At 45.4% G+C, this 26,681-nt stretch carries 22 protein-coding genes and 1 tRNA gene; 8 read left to right on the forward strand and 15 right to left on the reverse strand.

The genetic code is table 11. The annotated features are described in order from the left end of the window. Window positions 1-130: 130 nt before the first annotated feature. Window positions 131-206, reverse strand: a tRNA-Gly gene (locus tag HLM86_RS19125). A 277-nt stretch (window positions 207-483) separates the two neighbouring features. Here HLM86_RS19125 and HLM86_RS19130 point away from each other — a divergent pair. Next, complete coding sequence (locus tag HLM86_RS19130) at window positions 484-1,218, forward strand: hypothetical protein (protein WP_390226259.1); 735 nt, start codon at window positions 484-486, stop codon at window positions 1,216-1,218. 34 nt (window positions 1,219-1,252) lie between these two features. Here the strand turns inward: HLM86_RS19130 and orn are convergent, their stop codons facing one another. Continuing rightward, the gene (orn, locus tag HLM86_RS19135; RefSeq protein WP_076590615.1) at window positions 1,253-1,798 is read right to left on the reverse strand and encodes an oligoribonuclease; all 546 of its coding nucleotides are present in this window, start codon (window positions 1,796-1,798) and stop codon (window positions 1,253-1,255) included. A gap of 127 nt (window positions 1,799-1,925) precedes the next feature. Here orn and rsgA point away from each other — a divergent pair, with 127 nt between their 5' ends. The 6 genes from rsgA to HLM86_RS19165 all read left to right on the forward strand — a co-directional run bounded on the left by rsgA (window position 1,926) and on the right by HLM86_RS19165 (window position 9,633). Further along, entirely contained in the window at window positions 1,926-2,981 is a 1,056-nt protein-coding gene (gene rsgA, locus HLM86_RS19140; RefSeq protein ID WP_076590614.1) for a small ribosomal subunit biogenesis GTPase RsgA, read from the forward strand. Between the two features lie 111 nt (window positions 2,982-3,092). Continuing rightward, window positions 3,093-3,968, forward strand: a complete 876-nt coding sequence (asd, locus tag HLM86_RS19145; RefSeq protein ID WP_170883750.1) for an archaetidylserine decarboxylase — start codon at window positions 3,093-3,095, stop codon at window positions 3,966-3,968. A gap of 160 nt (window positions 3,969-4,128) precedes the next feature. Beyond that, on the forward strand, window positions 4,129-5,544 hold the full coding sequence (locus HLM86_RS19150; protein ID WP_170883751.1) for an SLC13 family permease: 1,416 nt from the start codon (window positions 4,129-4,131) through the stop codon (window positions 5,542-5,544). Between the two features lie 134 nt (window positions 5,545-5,678). Continuing rightward, window positions 5,679-6,566, forward strand: a complete 888-nt coding sequence (locus HLM86_RS19155) for a DMT family transporter (protein ID WP_076590611.1) — start codon at window positions 5,679-5,681, stop codon at window positions 6,564-6,566. A 215-nt stretch (window positions 6,567-6,781) separates the two neighbouring features. After that, window positions 6,782-8,314, forward strand: coding sequence for a 2,3-bisphosphoglycerate-independent phosphoglycerate mutase (gene gpmM / locus HLM86_RS19160; RefSeq protein ID WP_170883752.1), 1,533 nt, complete (start codon window positions 6,782-6,784; stop codon window positions 8,312-8,314). 182 nt (window positions 8,315-8,496) lie between these two features. After that, window positions 8,497-9,633 carry a murein hydrolase activator EnvC family protein gene (locus HLM86_RS19165; RefSeq protein WP_076590609.1) on the forward strand — a complete coding sequence of 379 codons (1,137 nt, stop codon included), beginning with the start codon at window positions 8,497-8,499 and terminating at the stop codon, window positions 9,631-9,633. Window positions 9,634-9,638: 5 nt separating this feature from the next. Here the strand turns inward: HLM86_RS19165 and HLM86_RS19170 are convergent, their stop codons facing one another. From HLM86_RS19170 to nudC, 4 genes are all read right to left on the reverse strand, one after another. Further along, window positions 9,639-10,604 carry a DHH family phosphoesterase gene (locus HLM86_RS19170; protein ID WP_170883753.1) on the reverse strand — a complete coding sequence of 322 codons (966 nt, stop codon included), beginning with the start codon at window positions 10,602-10,604 and terminating at the stop codon, window positions 9,639-9,641. A 71-nt stretch (window positions 10,605-10,675) separates the two neighbouring features. Next, entirely contained in the window at window positions 10,676-11,311 is a 636-nt protein-coding gene (locus HLM86_RS19175) for a TetR/AcrR family transcriptional regulator (protein WP_076590607.1), read from the reverse strand. Between the two features lie 103 nt (window positions 11,312-11,414). Then, window positions 11,415-12,482 carry a uroporphyrinogen decarboxylase gene (hemE, locus tag HLM86_RS19180; RefSeq protein ID WP_076590606.1) on the reverse strand — a complete coding sequence of 356 codons (1,068 nt, stop codon included), beginning with the start codon at window positions 12,480-12,482 and terminating at the stop codon, window positions 11,415-11,417. Between the two features lie 245 nt (window positions 12,483-12,727). Continuing rightward, window positions 12,728-13,504 carry an NAD(+) diphosphatase gene (gene nudC / locus HLM86_RS19185; RefSeq protein ID WP_076590605.1) on the reverse strand — a complete coding sequence of 259 codons (777 nt, stop codon included), beginning with the start codon at window positions 13,502-13,504 and terminating at the stop codon, window positions 12,728-12,730. Window positions 13,505-13,682: 178 nt separating this feature from the next. Here nudC and HLM86_RS19190 point away from each other — a divergent pair, with 178 nt between their 5' ends. Then, the gene (locus tag HLM86_RS19190; protein WP_076590604.1) at window positions 13,683-14,177 is read left to right on the forward strand and encodes an Rsd/AlgQ family anti-sigma factor; all 495 of its coding nucleotides are present in this window, start codon (window positions 13,683-13,685) and stop codon (window positions 14,175-14,177) included. Between the two features lie 141 nt (window positions 14,178-14,318). Here HLM86_RS19190 and rpoC read toward each other — a convergent pair whose 3' ends face one another. From rpoC to HLM86_RS19235, 9 genes are all read right to left on the reverse strand, one after another. Then, a complete protein-coding gene (gene rpoC, locus HLM86_RS19195) occupies window positions 14,319-18,521 on the reverse strand; it encodes a DNA-directed RNA polymerase subunit beta' (protein WP_076590603.1) in 4,203 nt (1,400 codons plus the stop codon). An 89-nt stretch (window positions 18,522-18,610) separates the two neighbouring features. After that, a complete protein-coding gene (gene rpoB, locus HLM86_RS19200) occupies window positions 18,611-22,639 on the reverse strand; it encodes a DNA-directed RNA polymerase subunit beta (RefSeq protein ID WP_076590602.1) in 4,029 nt (1,342 codons plus the stop codon). 231 nt (window positions 22,640-22,870) lie between these two features. Beyond that, window positions 22,871-23,239, reverse strand: a complete 369-nt coding sequence (gene rplL, locus HLM86_RS19205) for a 50S ribosomal protein L7/L12 (RefSeq protein ID WP_076590601.1) — start codon at window positions 23,237-23,239, stop codon at window positions 22,871-22,873. Between the two features lie 58 nt (window positions 23,240-23,297). After that, complete coding sequence (gene rplJ, locus HLM86_RS19210) at window positions 23,298-23,789, reverse strand: 50S ribosomal protein L10 (protein ID WP_076590600.1); 492 nt, start codon at window positions 23,787-23,789, stop codon at window positions 23,298-23,300. A gap of 289 nt (window positions 23,790-24,078) precedes the next feature. Beyond that, on the reverse strand, window positions 24,079-24,780 hold the full coding sequence (gene rplA / locus HLM86_RS19215) for a 50S ribosomal protein L1 (protein WP_076590599.1): 702 nt from the start codon (window positions 24,778-24,780) through the stop codon (window positions 24,079-24,081). Between the two features lie 4 nt (window positions 24,781-24,784). After that, window positions 24,785-25,213, reverse strand: coding sequence for a 50S ribosomal protein L11 (rplK, locus tag HLM86_RS19220; protein ID WP_076590598.1), 429 nt, complete (start codon window positions 25,211-25,213; stop codon window positions 24,785-24,787). Between the two features lie 141 nt (window positions 25,214-25,354). Beyond that, window positions 25,355-25,903: a transcription termination/antitermination protein NusG gene (nusG, locus tag HLM86_RS19225; protein ID WP_076590597.1), complete on the reverse strand. Its 549-nt coding sequence runs from the start codon at window positions 25,901-25,903 to the stop codon at window positions 25,355-25,357. Window positions 25,904-25,916: 13 nt separating this feature from the next. Further along, window positions 25,917-26,297, reverse strand: a complete 381-nt coding sequence (gene secE, locus HLM86_RS19230) for a preprotein translocase subunit SecE (RefSeq protein ID WP_076590596.1) — start codon at window positions 26,295-26,297, stop codon at window positions 25,917-25,919. Between the two features lie 276 nt (window positions 26,298-26,573). Further along, window positions 26,574-26,681, reverse strand: a 108-nt coding sequence (locus HLM86_RS19235; protein WP_497017424.1) for an EF-Tu C-terminal domain-related protein, incomplete at its 5' end; no start/stop codon positions are given.

Genomic DNA, 26,681 nt, shown 5'->3' on the forward strand with positions numbered 1-26,681 from the left:
CGGATTTGAACCGACGACCTTCGGGTTATGAGCCCGACGAGCTACCAAACTGCTCCACCCCGCGTCCGTATGCCATCAATCAAAGTTTGATGGGGACTTTCACCGTTAAGCACGATGAGAGCTATAAAACTGGAGCGACACACGAGGTTCGAACTCGTGACCTCAACCTTGGCAAGGTTGCGCTCTACCAACTGAGCTAGTGTCGCATCAACAACGTTTATGTCGTTTAGGGGTGCGAATTATAAGAGCATTTTTTTGTGATGCAAGTCCTTCATGCAAAAAAAATTCTTTTTTTACGTGTTTGGATAAAAACCGCACACAAAATACTAAAAACGCTTGAAATCTAAACGTAATACAGATCGAAAACTAACAATTAAGCAACAAGATACTTAATAAAAATGCGATCTTGTTCCATGTTTTGACTCTTTTCATTCGCAAATAATAAATGTTTTTTATATAACCTCAAGTTATAAGTATCTTCCTATGACCTGTTATCTTCTATATCTCTATGCCCACAGGGGGCCCTCTTTGCGCACGTTGACCCTTTTTTTTCTGATCGCTTGCCTCAGTGGCTGCGGTTCATTACCCAAGCCGATACGTAATCTCGGAAAAAGTGACGTTGACTTTGTCATGGACACTCACGCCAGACAGCTTAAACAACAACTGATCACGCTCACAAGAAAACTCTATGTACGTAACCCTAATCAATTGGCAAGAAGTCCACACTCAACGATTGACAGCCGTATAGAGCAGTTATTTGGGTCCGAAGAAACCATCGAGCTTCCCTCTCTGAGATTTGATGAACTGGGAGGAAAGACAGGCATTGACGCTATATTACTTAGTTTTGACGAACAATACCGGGGCGACCGGGTGTTTGCTGCAATGGCAGGGCTGGCTGAAATGCTCAGACGTTCCTATAACCACCAACAAGAATTCTTCATTTTAGATTCCTTGAATGAGCAGGCGCTCTACAACAGTGCGCGGAACATTGAAGTTTTTGTTTGGAGGTTATATCACCGAAAAGATCACACAGGCGAACTCATGCTGTACACCAATGACATCAGTCAAAATGGCGACGATATGAGCTTCGACCGAATTCTGACAAAGATAATCATGCTCCAAGATATGATGGCACTGATTGTGGCGGACAAAACTGACCGAAGCATTACTAAAATTGTGCAAGGCGTCGCTCAGTTTTCTTTTATACCGGTTCTATAAGCAAAAACCAGCGAAAACGCTGGCTCATTGCCTCTTAGATGGAAATAATCGTTTTCCGATAGTATTTTAGTTCTGCTATTGATTCTCGAATATCATCGAGCGCCAGATGGCTTCCGGATTTATGAAAACCATTTAACACCTCAGGACGCCAACGACGGGTCAGCTCTTTTAAGGTACTCACATCAATATAGCGGTAATGAAAATACGCCTCTAGTTCAGGCATATACTGGTAAAGAAAGCGGCGATCCTGACCAACGCTATTGCCGCAAATCGGCGAAGTTCCCTGTGGCAACCACTGCTTTAAAAAATCAATCGTCTGACGAACCGCATTTTCTTCATCCACTTGACTCGAACGAACACGAGCAACCAGCCCGCTTCCTGTATGGGTAGTGGTACACCACTCATCCATTTTGGCCAACTCTTCTTCAGACTGGTGGATGGCAAGTACCGGTCCTTCAGCTAGTATATTTAATTCACTGTCCGTCACTATAGTGGCGATTTCGATAATTTTGTGAGCGTCTGGGTCCAGTCCAGTCATCTCAAGATCAATCCAAATTAAATTTTGATCGCTAAAGGACATAAATCGTTGCCTATTGGTTTTCTAATAAAAAAGGTACTATACCCAAATTCCGATACCCAAGATAGCGTGAGGTGCTCACTGTATCCTCGGGATCAACCCTTAATCGAACAAACTTAAGTAGAGAAACGTGGCTAAAAAGAAAAAGCTAACCAAAGGTCAGGTGCGGCGCGTTCGTCAAAACCAGAAACGCAAACTCAAGCAAGATGACGCCATTCAATGGGATGAGTCCATGCTAGGAGGCAGTAAAACAGGCCTGGTTATTACCCGTTTTGGACAACATGCAGATATTGAAGATCTCGAAACGAGGGAGATTCAACGTTGCAATCTACGCCGAGGCATAGAAACACTCGTTTCTGGAGACAAAGTGATTTGGCGCCCTGGCTTAGAATCTATGGAAGGGATCAATGGGGTTGTAGAAGCCGTTGAACCACGTACATCCGTTTTAACTCGCCCTGATTACTATGATGGGCTCAAACCGGTTGCGGCCAACGTCGACCAGATGATCATCGTATCGTCAGTGTTGCCGGAACTTTCTCTCAATATTGTTGACCGTTATTTGGTTGCCTCAGAGACTTTGAACATTGCGCCTTTACTCGTTCTGAATAAAATCGACCTACTAAAAGATACCCAACTCTCTACTTACAAGCAGTGGCTTAAAGAGTATCAACGAATTGGCTACAAAGTCTTGTTTGTCAGCAAACAGACGGGCGAAGGCATAGAACAGCTTGAAGCAGAGCTCAAAGATCGCATTAATATTTTTGTTGGACAATCTGGCGTCGGTAAATCAAGCCTAGTAAATGCAATGATGCCTCAGTTCGGTGTAGAAGAAGGCGTGATCTCTGAAAACTCAGGTTTGGGTCAACATACGACAACCGCTTCCCGTTTGTATCATATTCCAACAGGTGGCGATCTAATCGATTCACCCGGCGTACGAGAATTTGGTCTTTGGCACCTTGAAGCGGAACAAATCACACACGCTTTTATGGAATTCCGACCCTATTTAGGACGTTGCAAGTTTCGCGACTGCAAGCATCAAGATGATCCTGCGTGCGCACTGCGTCAGGCAGTTGACGACGGAGACATCAGCGAGGTCCGTTTTGAGAACTACCATAGGATTTTGGAAAGCATGGTAGAAAACAAAGCCAACCGTCAGTACTCGCGCAATAAAAAAGCAGACCTTTGACAGTCTCTGACCGAAATCATCCATGCTGGGTACTGACTTTGTCGTTAAATTTGATTAGTATCTTGCGCTCTAAAGTAAGCAATTATGTAGATAGCATTGGAACGTATAACAATGGATAAGATTAAAATTGGACTGCAGTATTGGATCCCTCAACACGGTTTAACTCGTTTGGTCGGCAAGTTGGCGTCAGCAAAAGCTGGAGCTCTGACCACCGCAGTCATTCGCTGGTTTGTTAAGCAGTACAATGTCAATATGGACGAAGCACTTCATTCTGACCCCAAGTATTACAAAACGTTTAACGAGTTCTTCGTCCGTGAACTCAAAGAAGGTACTCGTCCAATATCTCAAGATGATGCTGTCATCACACACCCTGCTGATGCGTGTGTAAGCCAGTTTGGCCCAATTCAAGAGGGTAAATTGATTCAGGCCAAAGGTCACAATTATTCGGCTCGTGATCTTTTGGGTGGCGACGAAGCACTGGCCGAAGAGTTTACCAACGGCGATTTTGCGACTCTGTACTTATCTCCTCGCGATTATCACCGAGTTCACATGCCCTGCAAAGGCACGTTACGCCAAATGATTTACGTACCCGGTGATTTATTTTCTGTCAACCCACTTACCGCCGAGAATGTGCCTAACCTATTTTCACGTAATGAACGTGTTGTCTGTATCTTCGATACCGATTTCGGCCCAATGGCTCAGGTTTTAGTAGGGGCCACCATCGTCGGGAGTATCGAACAGGTGTGGGCTGGGACCGTCACTCCACCTCGTGGTAACACGGTTTATAAATGGGATTACCCTGCTCAAGGTGACAAAGCCGTGATCTTAGAAAAAGGGGAGGAAATGGGTCGATTTAAGCTCGGGTCAACGGTTATCAATCTGTTTGCGCAAAATGCGATTACATTTGATGAATCGATTCAAAATGGTCAAACCACTCTCATGGGTGCACCATATGCCCACATCGCCACAACCGAACCTATAGCCTAATCTCTTTGAAGCCTCGACATCTCGGGGCTTTTTTGACTCAAGACAAGTGATGTTGAACAAACTCAAACGAATTTCTCAAATTCCAAACTGCGTCTAGGACCCTAAAATAAGTATAAATTAAACTTTAGCTTCATTGAATGCGGACAACAATAGAGACGTTATGCGAAGAGTTCAATTTGGCACTTTCATAAAACTTTTGCTCTGCATCATACCTCCCAGCTGTGTTCTCTTGATTCCCAGTGACTTCATTCCAATTCACAATTTGAACCTCATTCAGCATCGCCTGCTGGCTATTTTTCTCCTTGCGGCCTTACTTTGGATACTGGAGCCAGTGCCCGTATTCGCGACCTCAATCCTCATTATCGCACTAGAATTGGTCATGCTTTCCAACCAAGGTCTCTTCCTATTTCGCCATTCATCATCAGGCCACAAGGTTAGTCATCTCATTGAGTATACCGATATTTTCAGTGCCTTTTCATCGCCAATCATCATCTTATTTATGGGGGGCTTTGCGTTAGCCATTGCGGCCTCTAAATATGGGCTTGATAACAACTTGGCACGAGTATTATTAAAACCGTTTGGCGAACAGCCCAAGTTCATCATGCTGGGTTTAATGCTCATCACCGCAGTGTTCTCTATGTTTATGTCCAACACAGCAACCACCGTGATGATGCTTGCGCTGCTTGCTCCCATCCTTTCCTCTGCGCCAAAAGGCGAGACTGGCAGTAAAGCTTTAGTCCTATCTATCCCGATAGCAGCAAATACAGGGGGGATGGCCACCCCTATTGGGACCCCACCTAACGCGATTGCCTTACAATATTTAACAGGTGACAACAGTATCGATTTTCTCAGTTGGATGTTGATAGGCCTGCCTTTTGTTTTTGTCCAATTAACCATTGCCTGGCTGCTGCTTCAGAAGCTCTTTCCTATTTCTCAACAAAGTATCAAGCTCAAATTAGGCGGCAAATTCCAAAGAAGTTGGCAGGCTCTCGTTGTCTACATTACCTTTTCCTGCACCCTGCTATTGTGGATGACCACCAAACTTCATGGTATGAACACCTATATCGTCTCGACAATACCACTGGCCGTTTTTACTCTGAGTGGCATCATCGGTAGAGCTGAGATCAAACTGATCAACTGGGATGTGCTTTGGCTTGTCTCAGGTGGCATAGCCATTGGTATCGCTCTCGATAAAACCGGTTTAGCGTCTGCACTCGCACATACCATAGATTACTCTTCATTGTCGCCACTGGTGATTATCTCAACATTATCATTACTCTGCTGGTTGATGGCTAACTTTATGTCGAATACAGCCACCGCCAACTTACTTATGCCGATTGCCGCCGCGATGGGGGCCTCAATGGAAAGTCTGACAGCAACAGGCGGACTACAGAGCCTACTCATGGTTCTCGCGGCTTCCGCATCATTGGGCATGATTTTACCTGTTTCAACTCCACCTAACTCGTTGGCTTACTCGACGGGATATATTGAAAGCCACGATATGGCAAAGACTGGACTGATTCTTGGTATCAGTGGCTTAGGTCTTGTTTCTCTTGCTTTCTTCTTTTTAACCTAGTGATCCAACGAATAACGTTTTACCCGATTGATAGACAGAACAAACAGTAAAAGGAACACTTTCTGTTCTCGCACTTTGTTTTTATACGCTTTTAATGCATATTGTCAGCCAATTCATTTGAGCAAGAGTAAATAATGGAATTTGAATGGTTGGCTTTGGCTGCCGCTTTTCTATGGGCGGTCGCCAGCATTCTTTCAGTAAGCCCGGCACAACATCTGGGGACCTTTGCCTACAGTCGTTGGCGTATCGGGGGAACCTCGGTCATTCTGGGTAGCATGGCCCTATTTAACGGTGGTTGGGCAAGCGTAGAGTCGAGTGGTATCTCCGCGATGATGCTGTCCGGCTTTATTGGTATTTTCATTGGCGATACCGCGCTGTTTGCTTGCCTCAATCGTTTGGGGCCAAGGCAAGCAGGGTTACTGTTTTCATGCCATGCGGTTTTTTCAGCTATTCTGGGGTACTTCCTGTTCCTCGAAACCATGACATCGCGAGAATTTATAGGCTCTGCATTGGTATTTTCTGGCGTAGTTACAGCCATTTTTTTTGGGCGAAAAGGTCAGTCAAACAACCAGTTAGAATCGATAAAAGGTCGCCTTTGGGTCGGTGTAGGACTAGGACTCTTAGCTGCATTATGTCAGGCTTTAGGCGGGATCATCGCTAAGCCCGTCATGCAAACAACCATAGACCCCGTCGCCGCCTCGGCAATACGGATGATGACGGCATTCGCCGCTCATTGGTTATTTTTATTAAGCGGTGTCAAACTCGCGCGCGCTACTCAACCAATGAACATGAAAATCTTTTCCATTTCCATCCTCAACGGTTTTTTAGCGATGGCGGTCGGCATGACGCTGATCTTATACGCCCTTAAAGACGGCAATGTAGGCATGGTTGCTCTGCTTTCCTCTACCACCCCAATCATGTTGTTACCGATACTCTGGCTATACTCTGGCAGGCGCCCTAATCGTTTTGCTTGGATAGGTGCGGCTGTCGCAGTACTGGGCACCGGCGTTTTGGTCAGTTAGCACCTATCGGAATAATCGATATTACCCATTTTTATTTTTCGCTCAATTCGGCACAATGAAGTAAGACAAAAATCTAATAGGAAGGCGTGATGAAAGATAACAACCATATTTTGCCCCTAATGTTTGATCTTCACCTACAGTTTCGGGTTAAAAGTGTAGTAAAATTACGCTAATTTTGTATCCAAAGTTACTTTGAATTCGACGAGGACATCAATATGTCAGTTAAGAAGCCTTTAGCTTTAGTGATTCTTGACGGTTACGGCCACCGGGAAGAAACTGCAAGCAACGCCATTGCCAATGCCCAAACTCCCGTCATTGACGGCTTGATTAAAAACAATCCCAATACACTGATTTCAGCGTCTGGGCTGGATGTTGGCCTTCCTGATGGTCAAATGGGGAACTCAGAAGTAGGTCATACCAATATTGGTGCTGGGCGTGTGGTTTACCAAGACCTCACTCGTATCACAAAGTCCATTGCGGACGGTGAGTTTTCACAAACGGCGGCCCTAACGAAGGCCATCGATTCTGCTGTAGAAAAGGGGAAAGCCGTTCACCTTATGGGCCTAATGTCTCCGGGTGGGGTCCATTCTCACGAAGATCACATCTATGCTGCCGTTGAAATGGCCGCGGCACGAGGTGCCGAGCAGATCTACTTGCACTGTTTCCTTGATGGCCGAGATACACCACCACGCAGTGCTGAAGCTTCGTTGAAACGCTTCGACGACCTCTTCAAAAAATTGGGTAAAGGACGTATTGCTTCTCTGGTAGGCCGTTACTTTGCCATGGATCGAGACAATAATTGGGACCGTGTTCAGGCCGCTTACGATTTGCTCACTCAAGCTCATGCGGACTATAGCTATGATTCGGCCACCGCTGGTTTGGAGGCCGCTTACGAGCGCGGCGAAAACGATGAATTTGTCAAGGCAACAGTCATCAAAGTTAACGATCAACAAGACGCCTCTTTCAAAGATGGTGATGCGGTCATCTTCATGAACTATCGTGCTGATCGTGCACGCCAAATCACTCGTTCTTTCGTTCCGGATTTCACTGGATTTGAACGTGTAACTTTGCCAGATATTCACTTTGTTATGTTGACTCAATACGCCGCCGATATCCCACTATCTATCGCATTTCCGCCCGCGTCTCTTGAGAACACCTATGGTGAGTGGCTTTCCAAACAAGGCCAAACTCAATTGCGTATCTCTGAAACTGAGAAATACGCCCACGTGACTTTCTTTTTCAATGGTGGCGTCGAAGATGAATTTACCGGCGAGGAGCGTCAGCTCGTCGCATCACCTAAAGTCGCCACTTACGATCTGAAACCTGAGATGAGTTCAGAAGAGCTGACTCAAAAAATGGTCTCTGCAATCAAATCTGGCAAATATGACACCATAATCTGTAACTACCCTAACGCTGATATGGTTGGCCACACAGGGGTTTACGAGGCTGCGGAACAAGCCATCGAAGCCCTAGATGCGAGTGTTGGTCAAGTCGTAGAAGCTATCAATCAAGTGGGTGGCCAAATGCTGATCACGGCCGACCATGGTAACGCTGAAATGATGGTAGACCCTACAACAGGCGGCACCCACACAGCCCATACTAGCCTGCCTGTACCTCTGATCTATGTGGGTCATAAAGACATTGAATTTAAAGAAAATGGAAAACTGTCTGATCTTGCACCAACGATGTTGGCGTTATCTGGTTTAGAGATCCCAACTGAAATGACGGGTAACGTCCTAGTCAAGTAAAATACGAAAAGAGAACGGGCGTCTCATCACAAAAAACTGGCTGTCATGGCCAGTTTTTTGTTACCAACACTGACCAAGGCAGGACTTATCAGGCACCACTTTTGTCTCGCAAGGATTGATTAGATAATTGAGAGCGTTGGTATTATACTGGATTTTTCTCTGACGTTAGGACTGATAATTCTATGGCAACTTTGCAACAAGGACGGCTCAATACTTTTCCAAAGTTCTCCGCATTGCTATTACTCGTTGCCTCCATGATATCTCTTCCTAGCTGGTCATCTTCCCCTTCAGAGCTCAAAGGCGTCAGTAATGAAATATCTCGTCAGAAACACGCGCTGGGCACGCAACAAAAGAAGCTTGATACCTTACAACAATCTCTAAAGAAGCAAGAGTTGGGGATCGTTCGCCTTGAAACAGAGATAAAGGAAACGAAAAAGGCGCTCAATAAAACGAATACCAGCATCGCCTCCCTAGAAAAAAAAATAACCTCTCTTCAAAATCAAAAAAAACACCACAGCAGCAGACTCGCCGAACTGATCCAAACCTACTATGTCACACAACAAACCAAGTCCTCTATTAACATTCTAAATCAGGACGTTGAACAAGATCGTATTAGTCAGTACTTTCAACATCTTGCTAAAGAAAGATCGTCAACCATTAGTGAGCTAGAAAACATAGCGGAGGAACTCGAAAACGACCGCGAACAGCTTAAGCTTGAAAAGCAACAAATTACCTCTTTGTTAAAGCAACAGACGAACCAACGCAATCAACTGTCCAAAACTCAGTCCAAACGCAAGGGCACGGTATCAACGATTCGTAAAAGTATTTCCAATGACAAAGTCTATTTGTCGGAACTTCAGCGTAACGAAACTCGCCTAAAAGCGGAAATAGCCAAGGCCGCGAAAAGAAATACTGCGCCTATGGATGGCTTAGCTCGACAAAAAGGCCGATTACCATGGCCAATAAAAGGCAAAATACTCCACCGTTATGGGACACGCCAAACCGGACAGATCTCTTGGAAGGGCATGGTCATTGATGCCAACTATGCGCAAGCGGTAAAGGCCGTCTATTCCGGTACAGTCGTATTTTCTGACTACCTGCGTGGCTACGGGTTAGTCGTGCTGTTGGATCATGGCAAAGGCGATATGACACTGTATGGATTCAATCAAAGTCTATTAAAAAAAGAAGGGGATAAAGTATCCTCCGGCGAAACTATAGCGCTTGCTGGCGATACAGGAGGTCAACCTCAGGCTTCTTTGTATTTTGAAATTCGTCGGAATAGTAAAACCCAAAACCCAAAATCGTGGTTGACCCGATAAACAAATTACCCCCGTATGGCGTAGTAGCTCTCTACTGCGAGTACAAACTCTGCCAATTGTTTCTTGGGTAGTCTGTTAATTCCGGCTGCACCAGCTCGCCCACCACCGGTAGAAAATTGAGCGCAGATGGCTCCAGCGCCCTGTTTATTATTAAGGGGGGCTCGCAATGAGACGCTATAACTCACCTCATCATTCTCCGTCAACACAGCATGTGCCCGATTCGGGGTTTGGTTAGCCAATAAGTTCCCATACGCACCAATGATTCGTCGAGAATAAGCCTCATTTGGTAACTCAAATAAGCGCAATGACTCACTACACTGCCGCGGTTTTATCGCTAATGCCTTCTCCATATCGTGCTGGTAGGCCAACTTTAGAGCATGGTAAGGAGAATCTTGATCGGCAATAACAGCAAAAGGATCCTCATAGGCCAAGAGCTTCACAAACAAATCTGCTGGGTCGAAATGTAAATCCGTGAGTTTGGCTCCGTAGCCATTGTAGTTAATGAGTGTCCCCAATTCTTGAAGTTGATCTTGTTGCACTGACGTCAGTTGGGCGTGTTCCGCAAGTTCATTCGCTTTCGCGATCAGATTATCACCATATGCCGCAGCGATGGCCCAGGAGTGATACCGTCCTCCTAACCACTTATCAATAATTAATGCGGTACAAGTGTCGGGATCAAAATCAAGATGAGCATCCAAGTTATCCTGTTGAGGGATCTCACCAGAGATGTGGTGATCAGCGTAAAAAACATGACTCGCGAGTGGAAGAAGTCGCATCAGAGCTAATCGATTCGACTCCATTGAGATATCTAAAACCGTAAAGGAATCGCCCAATTGGCATTCCAATGGCTCCAACAGCTTGATGTTGCGCTTGATACCCGTAACAAGAGTTGATGTCTTAGGTTCATAAAGGCGTAATTGAAGAAGAGAAATGATGCCATCAGCATCACCGTTAAAAACGTCATAGTGCATACATTACCTCATTCATATCTCTCGATATTTTAGGAGGTTAACCTAAGGCAGACAATCTCATTTCGTTATGACTAAGCATGAATAGCTTTAACGCCATCTTCCAATAACTGAAGCTGATCTAGACCCTGAGAGGTGGCTTTTGGCTTCACGACAGCAATCATTTGTAACATACCCTGATGAATAACCTGTTTCGTGATCTGCGTTTTTGGCGACATGGCGGAACGATAGCCTAACCAGCTCGAGGCGATTAAATGTAACGTGGTGACCAGTGCTTTCATCTCATGCTCTTCAACTTCCAACAACTCTAAGTCAACGAAAGCACGCATTATGTTGACAAGGTTGGTTTGAAGCTTTTCCTGAACCTGAATATAGTCGTCATGTAATTGCTCATCTCGCTGTAAGATTTCCGGTAAGTTTGCATAGAAAAACCGATATTTCCACATAAGATTGAAAATAGAATCCAAATAATGTTTAAGCAAAACGAGGCTTTCTTGCTGACCATGAATGGGAGTGAAACGTTCAAGTAATTCATTAGAATACAGGGCAAAGATTTCTCTGACAATTTCTTGCTTGTTGCTAAAGTGGTAGTACAGATTTCCTGGGCTTATGTCGATATGAGCCGCGATATGGTTAGTGGTAATGTTACGTTCACCATGTTGGTTAAAAAGGTCCAATGCCGCCAGCACTATTTTGTCACGTGTTTTCATTCGTTTTTCGTACCTTTCCCATTAATTTTATCAGTATACTGAGTATCTTAACCAATAACAAAAAAGCGTCTGATTAGACCAGACGCTTTCACGTGTTTCTTAGTTATTTGTGGTACAGCTTGGATAACTCGTGTACGGCTTCAACGAACACACCCGCATTCTCTGGAGGCACATCCAGATGAATGCCATGGCCAAGATTAAATACGTGGCCCGTACCGGTATCACCGAATCCTTCAAGAATCGTCGCAACTTCTTCACGAATCCTCTCAGGAGAAGCATATAACATCGAGGGATCCATATTCCCCTGCAACGCGACTTTATCACCAATACGAGCTTTCGCGTCTGCGATGTTGATCGTCCAGTCTAGACCAACAGCATCACAACCTGTTGCTGCGATAGACTCAAGCCACATGCCACCGTTCTTAGTGAACAAAGTCACCGGAACACGACGCCCTTCGTTTTCACGGATTAGGCCATCAACGATTTTGTGCATGTACTGCAATGAGAATAAGTTGTAATCACGAGGCGTCAGTACACCACCCCATGTATCAAATACCATGACTGATTGAGCACCCGCTTTAATTTGTGCGTTCAGGTATTCGATAACACTATCGGCAAGCTTGTCTAGAAGTAAGTGCAGCGTTTGTGGTTCTGCATACATCATCTTCTTGATCTTAGTGAAGGCTTTTGAACCACTTCCTTCAACCATATAAGTCGCTAACGTCCATGGGCTTCCAGAGAAACCGATGAGAGGTACCTCACCTTGCAAATCCTTACGAATCTGACGTACAGCGTTCATCACATATTGCAGCTCACCTTCTGGGTCTGGTAAACCAATTTTATCTACATCGGCTCTACATGTAATTGGCTTATCAAAAACAGGACCTTCTCCGGCAGCAAAACGAAGCTCTAGTCCCATCGCATCAGGGATAGTCAAAATGTCAGAGAATAGGATCGCAGCATCAAGAGGGAAACGGCGAAGTGGCTGGAGTGTCACTTCCGATGCCAGCTCAGCATTTTTACACAAAGACATGAAATCGCCCGCCTCTGCTCGAGTTGCTTTATACTCAGGAAGGTAGCGACCTGCCTGACGCATCATCCAAACTGGCGTGTAATCCACAGGCTGTTTTAAAAGCGCACGCAGGTAGCGATCATTTTTTAGTTCAGTCATTCCGTTTTTCCAACTATCCGGCTTCATATTGGGGGCCATATACTACCACTGTTTTGCTATCAAGAGCGGTTAGCTTTGCAATCTAGATCAATTTATTAACGATTAAATCAGCGCTTAATTTGCAACCAAATAATAAGAGTGCTACAACGTCGGCCACTAGCAAACATTACAATTATAAGTTGAGTGCTCGACACCCAACGCTCATCAAGACATCTTACTTACCCCCTCCCTCTCGGAGGGTTTTTTTACCCCATCTCTTGAACCGTATGGTCGATTAAAGCACGGGCAATCGTCCCTTTTGGCGCAACGGTTGGCATTGTTTTTACTGAGAACCATTGTGCATCACTCAACTCACGGTAATCTGGTGTTAGCTCTCCGCTCTTATAATCAGCTAAAAATCCCATCATTAAATTAGAAGGGAATGCCCAAGGCTGACTGGCAAAATATCGAATATTCGTGATTTCAATCCCTGTCTCTTCTCGCACTTCCCTTGCGACACACTGTTCTAGTGTTTCACCAACTTCAACAAATCCAGCAATCACGGTATACATGCCCTCTCTATGCCTCGGGTGCTGGGCAAGCAAAAGTTGTTTATCTTTCCGCACAGCGACAATAATACACGGGAATATACGAGGATAATGAAGTGTGCGACAGTCTCCACACTGCATCGCGATTTGAGTTTGATTAAGGTGATTTCGACCACCACATATTGGACAAAAGCGTAGCGTCAAAGCCATATGGCTATACTGTGCAGCCTTACTGATCAGCAAAAACAAACTGTCGGGAAAATCCAAGCAATCACGCAAGGATGTCATCGGTAGCACCATGTCGATCTCACCTGCATTCAACCACATCACGGGCATGTTTTGATAGTTCCCTATCTTTATCGCATTCATTTCGGGCAACGCAAGCTGCTGAGCAAAGCCGTAAGGTAACTGATGATCGACCAACCACACTTCATTCCCTGACATAACACACCAATAAGCAGCGCTTGTATGGCTTCGGTCACTGTTCTCTAACATTATCCTTCCTCTTGGCTTGCAGTTGATTCATTTTACTGGCAATCTAATTTCATACCAGAGTTTGTAATCAAACAATTTTGTCATTATAAATTCTCGTAAGGACAAGAGGTTGTATCTCTAATTGGCTTTGCATTGCAAGGCGTAATGATCACCGGAGTTGTGATCCGATCATGAGGGCATGGTCATGCTAAATAAATTCAAACAAACGCAACAACAATGGGGTGGCTCAAGCGAAGTTATCGACCATTGGCTAGAGACCAGACAAGAGCTTATTGTTGAATATTGCAAACTGGCGGCTTTACAGCCCAAGTCTGCAAAAACATCACTTTCTTCACTCCCTACACCTAACGAACTTCAGGTATTTTGCCAACACTTGGTAGACTATATTTCTGAAGGCCATTTCAAGATCTACGATATGGTGATGAATAAATGGCGATCCACGGGTTTTGAGGCAACCGAGGAAATTAACAAGACCTATGCTCATATTGTACTCAATACGGATCCCTTGCTGAATTTCACTGACAAATATGCGGATGTTGTCAAAGACGACGACCTACAAACTTTTGACAGTGATTTATCCTTAATTGGTGAAATCATAGAGGCCCGATTTGAAGTTGAAGATCAACTGATACAATTGATTGCTGATAGTTTAGCCGTCCCACCAGGCGCCTAAAAGAGATGATTTATAAAGGCTGACGTTATCGCGTCAGCTTTTTTTTGCCGCGATAAACCTATCTACTGTCTTTAAAACGCAAAAAAGGCACCCGAAGGTGCCTTTTATATACTTTAGCAATCAATGACTGCTCGCTTAAGCCTAGTCTTCTGAAGAAAAACCAGCGTTAAGCAGAGCGGCAAGGTTGTCTGTCGCTTGTTCAGCCGATGGACCTTCTTGCTCTTGAACACGTTTTGCCTGACGATCCTGGTGGTAAGCGAAACCTGTACCTGCTGGGATTAGACGACCAACAATTACGTTTTCTTTTAGACCACGAAGCTCATCACGTTTACCCGATACCGCTGCTTCTGTTAGAACGCGAGTGGTTTCTTGGAACGACGCTGCAGAAATAAACGATTCTGTAGCCAAAGATGCTTTGGTAATACCTAGAAGTTCGCGTTCGAAGCGCGCTGGCTCCTTACCTTCTGCTTCCAGTTCACGGTTAGCGATCTTAACGTTAGCATACTCAACTTGCTCACCTGCTAGGAATTCAGAATCCCCTGCGTAAGTAATCGTACACTTACGAAGCATTTGACGAACAATAGTCTCAATGTGCTTATCGTTAATCTTAACGCCCTGTAGACGGTATACTTCTTGAACTTCGTTCGCGATGTATTGAGTCACAGCGTGGATACCACGTAGACGTAGAATGTCATGCGGAGACTCTGGACCGTCTGCGATCACGTCGCCACGTTCTACTTTCTCGCCTTCGAATACGTTAAGCTGACGATGCTTAGGAATCATCTCTTCGTAAGCGTCACCGCCGTCACGAGTGATAACTAAACGACGTTTACCTTTCGTTTCTTTACCAAAGCTCACTGTACCTGTGTGCTCAGCAAGAATAGCTGGCTCTTTTGGCTTACGAGCTTCGAATAGGTCAGCAACGCGTGGAAGACCACCGGTAATATCTTTGTTACCGCCAGACTTCTGAGGAATACGAGAGAGAGTATCACCCACACCTACTGCTGCACCATCTTCGATGTTAACGATCGCTTTACCCGGTAAGAAGTAATGCGCTGGCATATCTGTGCCAGGAATCATAACGTCTTTACCTAACTCGTCGACAAGCTTGATCGCTGGGCGCATATCTTTACCCGCCGCAGGTCGAGCTGCAGCTTCAGTGACTTCACTTGAAGAAAGGCCAGTTAGATCATCTGTTTGACGAGAAACCGTTACACCATCGATCATGTCTACAAACTGGATACGACCTGCCACTTCAGTGATGATTGGCATGGTATGCGCTTCCCAGTTAGCCACTGTGTCACCAGCTTGAACTGCATCGTTGTCGCCTTTGCTCAACAGAGAGCCGTAAGGCAGCTTGTGCTTCTCTTTCGTACGACCGAACTCATCAATGATCGTAAGTTCTGATGCACGAGAGGTGATCACCAACTTCTTATCTTTGTTGATAACGAACTTAGCGTTGTGAAGCTTAACCGTACCTGTTGTCTTCGCTTGGATGCTGTTTTCTGCTGCTGCAGTAGAGGCTGCACCACCGATGTGGAACGTACGCATCGTAAGCTGTGTACCCGGCTCACCGATAGACTGGGCAGCGATAACGCCGACTGCTTCACCTTGGTTCACTAGGTGACCACGTGCTAGGTCACGACCGTAACACTGTGCACAACAACCGAAGTCTGCATCACAGGTAACAACTGAGCGCACTTTCATGCTATCTACAGAGTTGTCTTCCATGATTTGACACCACTTCTCATCAATTAGAGTATTACGTGGAATCAGAACTTCGTCGGTCCCTGGTTTAAGTACATCTTCAGCAACAACACGACCTAGAGCAAGCTCAGAAAGTGCAACTTTAACGTCACCACCTTCGATGTGCGGCATCATGTCAACACCTTCGTGTGTGCCACAGTCATGCTCGTGCACTACAACGTCTTGAGCAACGTCTACGAGACGACGAGTTAGGTAACCCGAGTTCGCTGTTTTCAGTGCCGTATCCGCAAGACCCTTACGAGCACCGTGCGTTGAGATAAAGTACTGAAGGACGTTTAGACCTTCTTTAAAGTTCGCTGTGATCGGCGTTTCGATGATTGATCCGTCTGGACGCGCCATCAGACCACGCATACCCGCTAGCTGACGAATCTGAGCAGCAGAACCACGAGCGCCCGAGTCAGCCATCATGTAGATGCTGTTAAATGACTCTTGTTGCTCTTCTTCACCATCACGGTTTATGACCGTTTCCGATGAAAGGTTTTCCATCATCGCTTTCGCTACGCGATCGTTGGTCGATGCCCAAATATCGATCACTTTGTTGTAGCGTTCACCCGCAGTTACAAGACCAGATTGGTACTGTTCTTGAATTTCGCGAACTTCTGCTTCCGCTTCTTCGATCTCAGTATACTTAGCCGCTGGAACAACCATATCGTCGATACCAACAGATACACCAGAAAGTGCCGCGTAAGCGAAACCTGTGTACATGATTTGGTCAGCGAAGATGACGGTGTCTTTCAAGCCTAGCTTACGGTAAGCCTCGTTAAGTAGGTGAGAGATTTGTTTCTTACCTAGCTTTTGGTTAACAATGCTGTACGGAAGACCTGAAGGTACGATTTGCCAAAGCATGGCACGACCAATCGTGGTATCTACCATCTTGGTCTCTGTCGTGCTGTTGCCATCTTCATCAACAACCGTCTCAGTAATACGAACTTTGACGCGAGCGTGCAGCTCCGCAGTCTTCGTACGGTACGCCTTTTCAGCCTCAGCTGAGCTGGCAAGGTACATACCTTCGCCTTTGACGTTAATCTTGTCACGCGTCATGTAATAGAGACCCAATACAACGTCCTGAGAAGGTACGATGATCGGATCACCTGAAGCTGGCGACAGAATGTTGTTTGTCGACATCATCAGAGTACGCGCTTCAAGCTGTGCTTCCAGAGTTAGAGGCACGTGAACCGCCATTTGGTCACCATCGAAGTCCGCGTTGTACGCCGCACACACAAGTGGGTGTAGCTGAATCGCTTTACCTTCGATCAGTACGGGTTCGAATGCTTGAATACCTAGACGGTGAAGTGTCGGTGCACGGTTCAACAGTACTGGGTGTTCACGGATGACTTCATCTAGAATATCCCAAACTACCGCTTCTTCACGCTCTACCATCTTCTTAGCGGCTTTGATTGTCGTCGCTAGGCCACGAGTTTCAAGCTTGCTGTAGATGAATGGTTTGAATAGCTCAAGTGCCATCTTCTTAGGAAGACCACACTGGTGCAGACGAAGATATGGACCTACTGTGATTACAGAACGACCAGAGTAATCGACACGCTTACCAAGAAGGTTCTGACGGAAACGACCTTGTTTACCCTTGATCATATCAGCAAGAGATTTCAGAGGACGCTTGTTAGAGCCGGTAATCGCACGACCACGACGACCGTTATCTAGAAGGGCATCAACAGACTCTTGCAACATACGCTTTTCGTTACGTACGATGATGTCCGGAGCCGCTAGTTCTAGAAGACGCTTCAAACGGTTGTTACGGTTGATTACGCGACGGTAAAGGTCGTTCAGATCAGACGTCGCGAAGCGACCGCCATCTAGTGGTACTAGCGGACGTAGATCTGGCGGAAGTACCGGAAGCACAGTTAGGATCATCCACTCAGGGTTGTTACCCGATTGAACAAACGCTTCAACTAGCTTCAGACGCTTAGTGATCTTCTTACGCTTAGTCTCTGAATTAGTAGACTGAAGCTCTTCACGCATTTCTTCGATTTCAGCAGGCAGATCCATAGACGCAAGTAGGTCTTTAATCGCTTCTGCACCCATCTTAGCCGTGAATTCATCACCCCACTCTTCTAGGCGATCCAAATACTCTTCTTCTGTGAGCATCTGAGACTTTTCTAGATCAGTCATACCTGGTTCTGTTACTACGTACATTTCGAAGTAAAGAACACGCTCGATATCACGTAAAGGGATATCCATCAGTAGACCGATACGAGACGGCAGCGATTTTAGGAACCAGATGTGAGCAACTGGTGATGCTAGTTCGATGTGGCCCATACGGTCACGACGAACTTTAGTTTGTGTGACTTCAACGCCACACTTCTCACAGATCACACCACGGTGTTTTAGGCGCTTGTATTTGCCACAAAGACATTCGTAGTCTTTTACTGGACCAAAGATACGCGCACAGAACAGACCATCACGCTCAGGTTTGAACGTTCGATAGTTGATCGTTTCAGGTTTTTTAACTTCACCGAAAGACCATGAACGGATCATATCAGGTGAAGATAGACCTATTTTGATTGCATCAAATTCTTCGGTCTTATGCTGCGCTTTTAGAAAGTTTAATAAGTCTTTCACAATCAGCTCCTGTAAGGAGTTAAAAGGAGCTCACCCGCAAAAGTGAGCACCTTCTACCAAATAATCGCTTTTCTATTTAAAAGAAAGGATTACTCTTCGTCTTCTAGCTCGATGTTGATACCCAGCGAGCGAATCTCTTTCAACAGTACGTTGAACGATTCTGGCATACCAGGTTCCATACTATGGTTACCATCCACGATGTTTTTATACATCTTGGTACGGCCGTTAACATCATCCGATTTAACGGTAAGCATTTCTTGTAACGTGTAAGCTGCGCCGTAGGCTTCTAGTGCCCATACTTCCATCTCACCGAAACGCTGACCACCAAACTGAGCTTTACCACCCAATGGTTGTTGAGTTACCAAGCTGTACGAACCGGTTGAACGAGCGTGCATCTTATCGTCAACAAGGTGGTTCAGTTTTAGCATGTACATGTAACCAACTGTCACTGGGCGTTCAAATACATCACCAGTTCGACCATCAAACAGTCTTAGCTGACCAGATTCTGGTAGATCACCGAGTTTCAAAAGCTCTTTGATTGATGATTCATTTGCACCGTCAAATACCGGCGTTGCAATCGGAAGACCGCCACGTAAGTTATTGATCAATGTACGCACTTCACCATCAGATAGAGAGGCGATGTCTACTTCTTGACGAGTATCACCAAGATCGTAAACTTTCTGCAAGAAATCACGGAATCGAGCAAGCTCTTGTTGCTCTTTGACCATCTGGTTGATCTTGTCACCGATGCCTTTCGCTGCCAGACCTAAGTGTACTTCTAGGATCTGACCGATGTTCATACGCGAAGGTACACCCAGTGGGTTCAGTACGATGTCAACCGGCTGACCTTTCTCGTCATAAGGCATGTCTTCAACAGGGTTGATCTTAGAGATTACACCCTTGTTACCGTGACGACCCGCCATCTTATCACCAGGCTGGATACGACGTTTAACCGCTAGGTAAACCTTAACGATCTTCAGTACGCCAGGGGCTAGATCATCACCTTGTGTGATCTTACGACGCTTAGTCTCAAACTTCTTATCGAAGTCAGCACGTAGCTCGTCGTACTGCTCTGCTAGCTGTTCCAGCTGAGTCTGCTGAGCATCATCTTCAAGCGTTAGCTCTAGCCACTTCTTACGATCAATTGTATCCAGTCTAGCTTCAGTGTAACCACCGTCGATAAGCACAGCTTTAACACGGTTAAGAAGGCCACCCTCAAGAATTTGGAACTCTTCAGTTAGGTCTTTCTTGGCTTCTTTAAGCTGCATCTGTTCGATTTCAAGTGCACGCTTGTCTTTTTCAACACCGTCACGAGTAAATACTTGAACGTCGATGATCGTACCGGACACTGAGTTTGGTACACGTAGAGACGTATCTTTAACGTCCGACGCTTTCTCACCGAAGATGGCTCGTAGTAGCTTCTCTTCAGGTGTTAGCTGAGTTTCACCTTTAGGCGTTACTTTACCTACAAGGATGTCACCGCCTTTCACTTCCGCACCGATGTAAACGATCCCTGACTCGTCTAGTTTAGACAGAGCAGATTCACCTACGTTTGGAATATCAGCTGTGATTTCTTCAGCACCAAGCTTAGTATCACGCGCCACACAAGACAGCTCTTGAATGTGGATCGTTGTGAAACGATCTTCTTGAACTACGCGCTCAGAGACTAAGATCGAGTCTTCGAAGTTGTAACCGTTCCAAGGCATGAATGCGATACGCATGTTCTGACCAAGTGCTAGCTCACCAAGGTCTGTTGAAGGACCATCAGCAAGAACGTCACCACGCGCGACGGGTTCACCTGGCATTACACATGGACGCTGGTTGATACACGTGTTTTGGTTCGAACGAGTGTATTTGGTTAAGTTGTAGATATCGATACCAGCTTCACCTGGAATCAACTCGTCTTCGTTAACTTTCACCACGATACGAGAAGCATCGACAGACTGAACTAGACCACCTCGTTTCGCCACCGCTGTAACACCAGAATCAACCGCAATATTGCGCTCAATACCCGTACCAACTAATGGCTTGTCAGCTCTTAGCGTTGGAACCGCCTGACGTTGCATGTTTGCACCCATCAAGGCACGGTTCGCATCATCGTGTTCTAGGAACGGAATAAGCGAGGCCGCGATAGAGACAACTTGGTTTGTTGCAACGTCCATGTAATCAACATGTTCGCGTGGGTGTAAACCCGATTCACCTTTCTGGCGTGCAGTGATGAGCTCTTCTGAGAATGTCCCCGCTTCAGTAAGTACAGTGTTTGCCTGAGCAATAACAAACTGACCTTCTTGGATAGCAGAAAGGTAATCAACTTCATCGGTAACCACACCATCAACAACGCGGCGGTAAGGCGTTTCTAAGAAACCGTAACCATTGCAGCGAGCGAATGCAGAAAGTGAGTTAATCAAACCGATGTTTGGACCTTCTGGCGTTTCGATAGGACACAAACGACCGTAGTGAGTCACGTGTACATCTCGAACTTCAAAACCAGCACGTTCACGAGTCAAACCACCTGGACCCAAAGCAGAAATACGACGTTTGTGTGTCACTTCTGATAATGGGTTGTTTTGGTCCATAAACTGTGAAAGCTGTGAAGAACCAAAGAATTCTTTCACTGCCGCTGAGATAGGCTTAGCATTGATGAGGTCCTGAGGCATGATTGCGTCAAGATCACCAAGACTCAAGCGCTCTTTAACCGCACGTTCAACACGAACCAGACCAACACGGAACTGGTTTTCAGCCATTTCACCAACACTTCGAATACGACGGTTACCAAGGTGGTCGATATCATCCACTTCGCCAATGCCGTTACGAATAGCGATAAGCTTTTTCATCACTTCAATGATATCGTGCTCATCAAGTGTGCCTTGCTCTAACGCATCTTCACGTTCAATAGAGCTGTTAAACTTCATACGACCAACGGTCGATAAATCATAACGCTCTTCTGAGAAGAATAGGCTGTCGAATAGCGCTTCAGCTGCTTCTTTTGTTGGTGGCTCACCAGGACGCATCATGCGGTAGATTTCTACCAATGCAGAGATACGATCAACAGTACTGTCGATACGTAGTGTGTCTGACATGAACGGGCCATGGTCTAGATCATTCGTAAAGAGAACTTCTAGTGCTTTGTGACCAGCCTGAGACAGGTTAGCCAGTGCTTCAAGACTGATTTCTTGGTTAGCTCCGACGATAATCTCGCCCGTCGCTTCATTGACATAATCTTGTGCAGCCACTTTGCCTACGATGTACTCAACAGGTACTTCGATATGCTCTACGCCATCTTTTTCCAGCTGACGGATATGGCGAGCAGTAACACGACGACCTGTCTCAACATAGGACTTACCGTTTGCTTCGATATCGAATGACGCAGTTTCACCACGCAGACGATCAGGAACCAACTCCATGAGTAAAGTCTGATCTTTTACTTCGAAGTTTACCTTCTCAAAGAAGGTGTCCAGAATCTCATCCGTCGTCTTACCTAATGCGCGCAGAATAATAGATGCTGGAAGCTTACGACGGCGATCAATACGAACGTATAAGTTATCCTTAGGATCAAACTCAAAATCGAGCCATGAACCACGGTAAGGAATGATACGTGCGTTATAAAGAACTTTACCTGATGAGTGGGTTTTACCCTTATCGCTGTCGAAGAACACACCTGGGCTTCTATGCAACTGGGATACGATAACCCTCTCGGTACCATTGATAACGAAGGTACCATTGTCAGTCATGAGCGGAATTTCACCCATGTAGACTTCTTGTTCTTTAATGTCTTTTACAGTGCCTGCTGGCGCGTCTTTATCAAAGACAACCAAACGCAACTTTACGCGAAGTGGCTTTGAATAAGTTACGCCGCGAATTTGACATTCTTTAACATCAAAAACTGGCTCGCCAAGACGATAGCTAACGTATTGCAGCTCTGAATTGCCGTTGTAGCTCTGAATTGGAAATACAGAACGGAAAGCAGCCTCAAGACCGTATTGCCCCTCAGGATCCTGTTCGATAAATTTTTCGAACGAATCGAGCTGGATCGATAGCAGGTATGGAATGTCCAAAACTTGTGGACGAGTACCAAAGTCCTTACGGATGCGCTTTTTCTCGGTATAAGAGTAAACCATGGGGTTCCTCAGCTCGCTGATAAGTGACCCAAACTGTCCCGGATAGTTATGAGACAGTGACTAAACAACTGTTTAACAGTAGTGACATTTCAATAAGCTGTAATGAAATGTTTTTTTGCTTGAGCGCAGATGACTAAACAGCGGAAAATCACCTGTGCCCTACAGCGCAAAAAGGCCGGTGGTTAAAAAACCACCAGCCATTAGCCGTTAGGCTAAGAAACTATGCAATAATTACTTAACAGTAACACTTGCACCTGCTTCTTCTAGCTGAGCTTTAAGTGCTTCAGCTTCGTCTTTCTCTACTGCTTCTTTAAGAGCAGTAGGAGCGCCGTCTACTAGAGCTTTCGCTTCTTTAAGACCTAGGCCAGTTGCGCCACGAACAGCTTTGATTACAGCAACTTTGTTACCGCCAACAGAATCAAGGATTACATCAAATTCAGTTTGCTCAGCAGCAGCTTCGCCGCCAGCTGCGCCGCCAGCTACAACTGCAGCTGCAGCAGAAACACCGAATTTCTCTTCCATTGCTTCGATTAGTTCAACAACTTGCATTACAGACATTTCTGCAACTGCGTCTAGGATTTGCTCGTTAGTAATAGACATAACAATTCTCTTTTAAAATCAACAATAAGTTTAATAAGCAACCAGTAAAAAGCAAGGCTTATGCCGCAGCTTCTTTTTGATCGCGGATAGCAGCGATAGTACGTGCCAACTTGCCAGCAGAAGCTTCTTTCATGCACATCATTAGGCGTGCAATCGCTTCGTCGTAAGTTGGTAGTGTCGCTAGTACTTCAGCGTCAGCTAGCGCACCTTCAAATGCAGCAGCTTTGATCTCGAAGTTTGAATTCTCTTTAGCGAAGTCTTTAAAAAGACGCGCTGCGGCACCAGGGTGCTCATTAGAGAATGCGATTAGAGTAGGACCAGAGAAAGTATCGGTTAGACACTCGTAATCTGTACCTTCAACCGCACGACGTATTAGTGTGTTACGAACCACTCGTACATAAACACCCGCTTCACGAGCTTGTTTACGTAGAGAAGTCATCGCGCCCACTTCAACGCCACGAGAATCAGCTACAACTGCAGAAAGTGCACCACTGGCAGCTTCGTTGACTTCAGCAACAATTGCTTTTTTGTCTTGAAGGTTTAAAGCCATCTTGGATTTACTCCTGGTTGTCGTTACACCACTCACTATTATCACAACAGTGAGAGTTATTGAGGTGCTTCCCAGAAGAAAGGTAACTATTTACATAGAGCTTTCTGTCAGTTCGGGCACCATCTACGTAGGACAATTAAGTTTTATTGAAAAAACACCTACGGTCTTGGACGGAGACTGGGTCATAATTCACAGTAAATTCAGAAAGAATTTAATGAACCAAAGTTCAGCCCCAACCACAAATATTAGGCGCAAAATTATACATTAATTTTACGCCTAAGCAAATTAATTAAGCTAGAGTATTCAAGCTACCCTGCTCAACAGCAACACCAGCACCCATAGTTGTAGAGATGCTTACCTTCTGCAGGAATGTACCTTTAGCAGAAGACGGCTTAGCTTTCTTCAGAGCCACTAGAAGTGCTTCTAGGTTCTCTTTGATCTGCTCAGCAGAGAAGTTTGCTTTACCGATAGTCGTGTGGATGATGCCGTTCTTGTCGTTACGGTAACGAACCTGACCTGCTTTAGCGTTCTTAACCGCTTCAGCAACGTTAGGCGTTACAGTACCAACTTTAGGGTTTGGCATTAGACCGCGAGGACCTAGGATAGTACCTAGTTGACCTACAACGCGCATTGCATCTGGAGAAGCAACAACTACGTCAAAGTTCATTTCGCCTTTCTTCACTTGCTCAGCAAGATCTTCCATACCAACGATGTCTGCGCCAGCTTCTTTAGCTGCTTCAGCGTTTGCACCTTGAGTGAACACTGCAACGCGGATTTCGCGGCCAGTACCGTGAGGTAGTACAGTTGCACCACGTACGTTCTGGTCAGATTTACGAGCATCGATACCAAGGTTAACAGCAACGTCGACAGACTCAACGAATTTAGCCGTTGCTAGTTCTTGAAGAAGAGCTACAGCTTCGTTGATTTCGTATTCTTTAGTTACATCAACTTTTTCGCGGATTACGCGCATGCGCTTAGTTAGTTTAGCCATCTTATTAACCCTCTACCACTAGGCCCATTGAACGAGCAGTACCAGCGATTGAACGCTTCATTGCTTCGATGTCAGCACCAGTCATATCAGCAGCTTTAGTTTCTGCGATTTCTTGGATTTGAGCGTCAGTTACCGTACCCACTTTCTCAGTGTTTGGACGGCCAGAACCAGACTTAACGCCAGCCGCTTTCTTCAAAAGAACAGCTGCAGGTGGAGTCTTAGTTTCGAACGTGAAAGAGCGGTCGTTGTATACTGTAATAACAACTGGAGTTGGTAGACCTTTCTCCATAGATTCTGTTTTTGCGTTAAACGCTTTACAGAATTCCATGATATTCACACCGTGTTGACCTAGTGCAGGACCTACCGGTGGACTTGGGTTTGCCATACCAGCAGCAACTTGTAGCTTGATATAAGCTTCAACTTTCTTAGCCATGATTTTTCCTAATTTTGGGTACTAGCGCTAATCTTTTGATCAGCTCCCCGTTTACGTAAATACTTTTCACTTCAAATAAAGTAAAAAGGCGCGAGATTATAGTCATAATTCGCGCCTTAAACAACCCTATAAGGTGCTTTTTTAATCAAGTTTTTCAACTTGGCCAAATTCAAGTTCTACAGGTGTTGCGCGACCGAAGATCGAGACAGAGACTTTAACACGGCTCTTATCATAGTCGACTTCTTCAACGGTGCCATTGAAATCAGCAAATGGACCATCCGTCACACGAACCACTTCACCCGCTTCGTACATAGTGCGTGGGCGAGGAGACTCGCTTGCTTTCTCGAGGCGATTAAGGATCGCATCGGCTTCTTTGTCCGTAATCGGGGCTGGGCGATCAGAAGTCCCACCAATGAAGCCCATGACACGCGGTACACTGCGTACTAGGTGCCATGATTCATCATCCATGATCATCTGTACTAGGACGTAACCCGGAAAGAACTTACGCTCAGACTTACGACGCTGACCTGCACGCATTTCCACTACTTCTTCAGTAGGGACAAGAACTTCACCAAACAGCTCTTCCATGCTGTGCATTTTGATATGCTCACGAAGAGATTGGGCGACACGACCTTCAAATCCAGAGAAGGCTTGAACCACATACCAGCGTTTTTTAGGAGCTTCACTCATGAATAAAAAACCTCTATACCCCAGTCACAAAGTTGACAAGACGAACCATAATACCGTCGATACCCCAAAGTATCAGAGCCATTACAATACTTACGGCTAAAACAATAAAAGCAGTTTGCATCGTTTCTTGGCGCGTAGGCCAAACGACTTTACGTACTTCCATACGCGAATCTTTTGCAAACTCAATTGCTGTTTTACCTTTTGTTGTTGTCGCTGACACACCCAGTGCAGCAGCGATTAATACAACGACACCTGCGGCGCGTATCACTACAGATTCTTCACCATACAGGTAATTACCCACAACAGCGGCAGCTAGCAGAGAAAAAGTGATAATCCACTTAATGATATCTACGCTGTTTGAGCTATCAGGAGTTTCAGCATTATTTGCTTTCATAAAACCAACCTGTCTAAGTCTTAATATAGACGACAACAACCCCGCTGTTGCAGGGTAAATCCATGAAACATCAACTAAAATTAGCTGATGTACTCTTTGATTGCCAAAGAAGCAACATCTTAGGCAAAAAATCCTGCTTAAATATCTGCATTGCGTAACAAATTAGCAAACATTTTATTTAGTGCAGAAAAAGGGCATCAAATGATGCCCTTTTTGATACTGGTTCGTCAAATCTTATTGAAAGATTTTTCAGACGTCTTCAGCAATTCCGTAGAATTAGTCGAAGATCTTAGCAACAACACCAGCACCTACTGTACGACCGCCTTCGCGAATCGCAAAACGTAGACCTTCGTCCATTGCGATTGGAGCGATTAGCTCAACAAC

Origin of the sequence: Vibrio ostreicida, assembly GCF_013074385.2 — a bacterium.
Classification (GTDB): Bacteria; Pseudomonadota; Gammaproteobacteria; order Enterobacterales; family Vibrionaceae; genus Vibrio; species Vibrio ostreicida.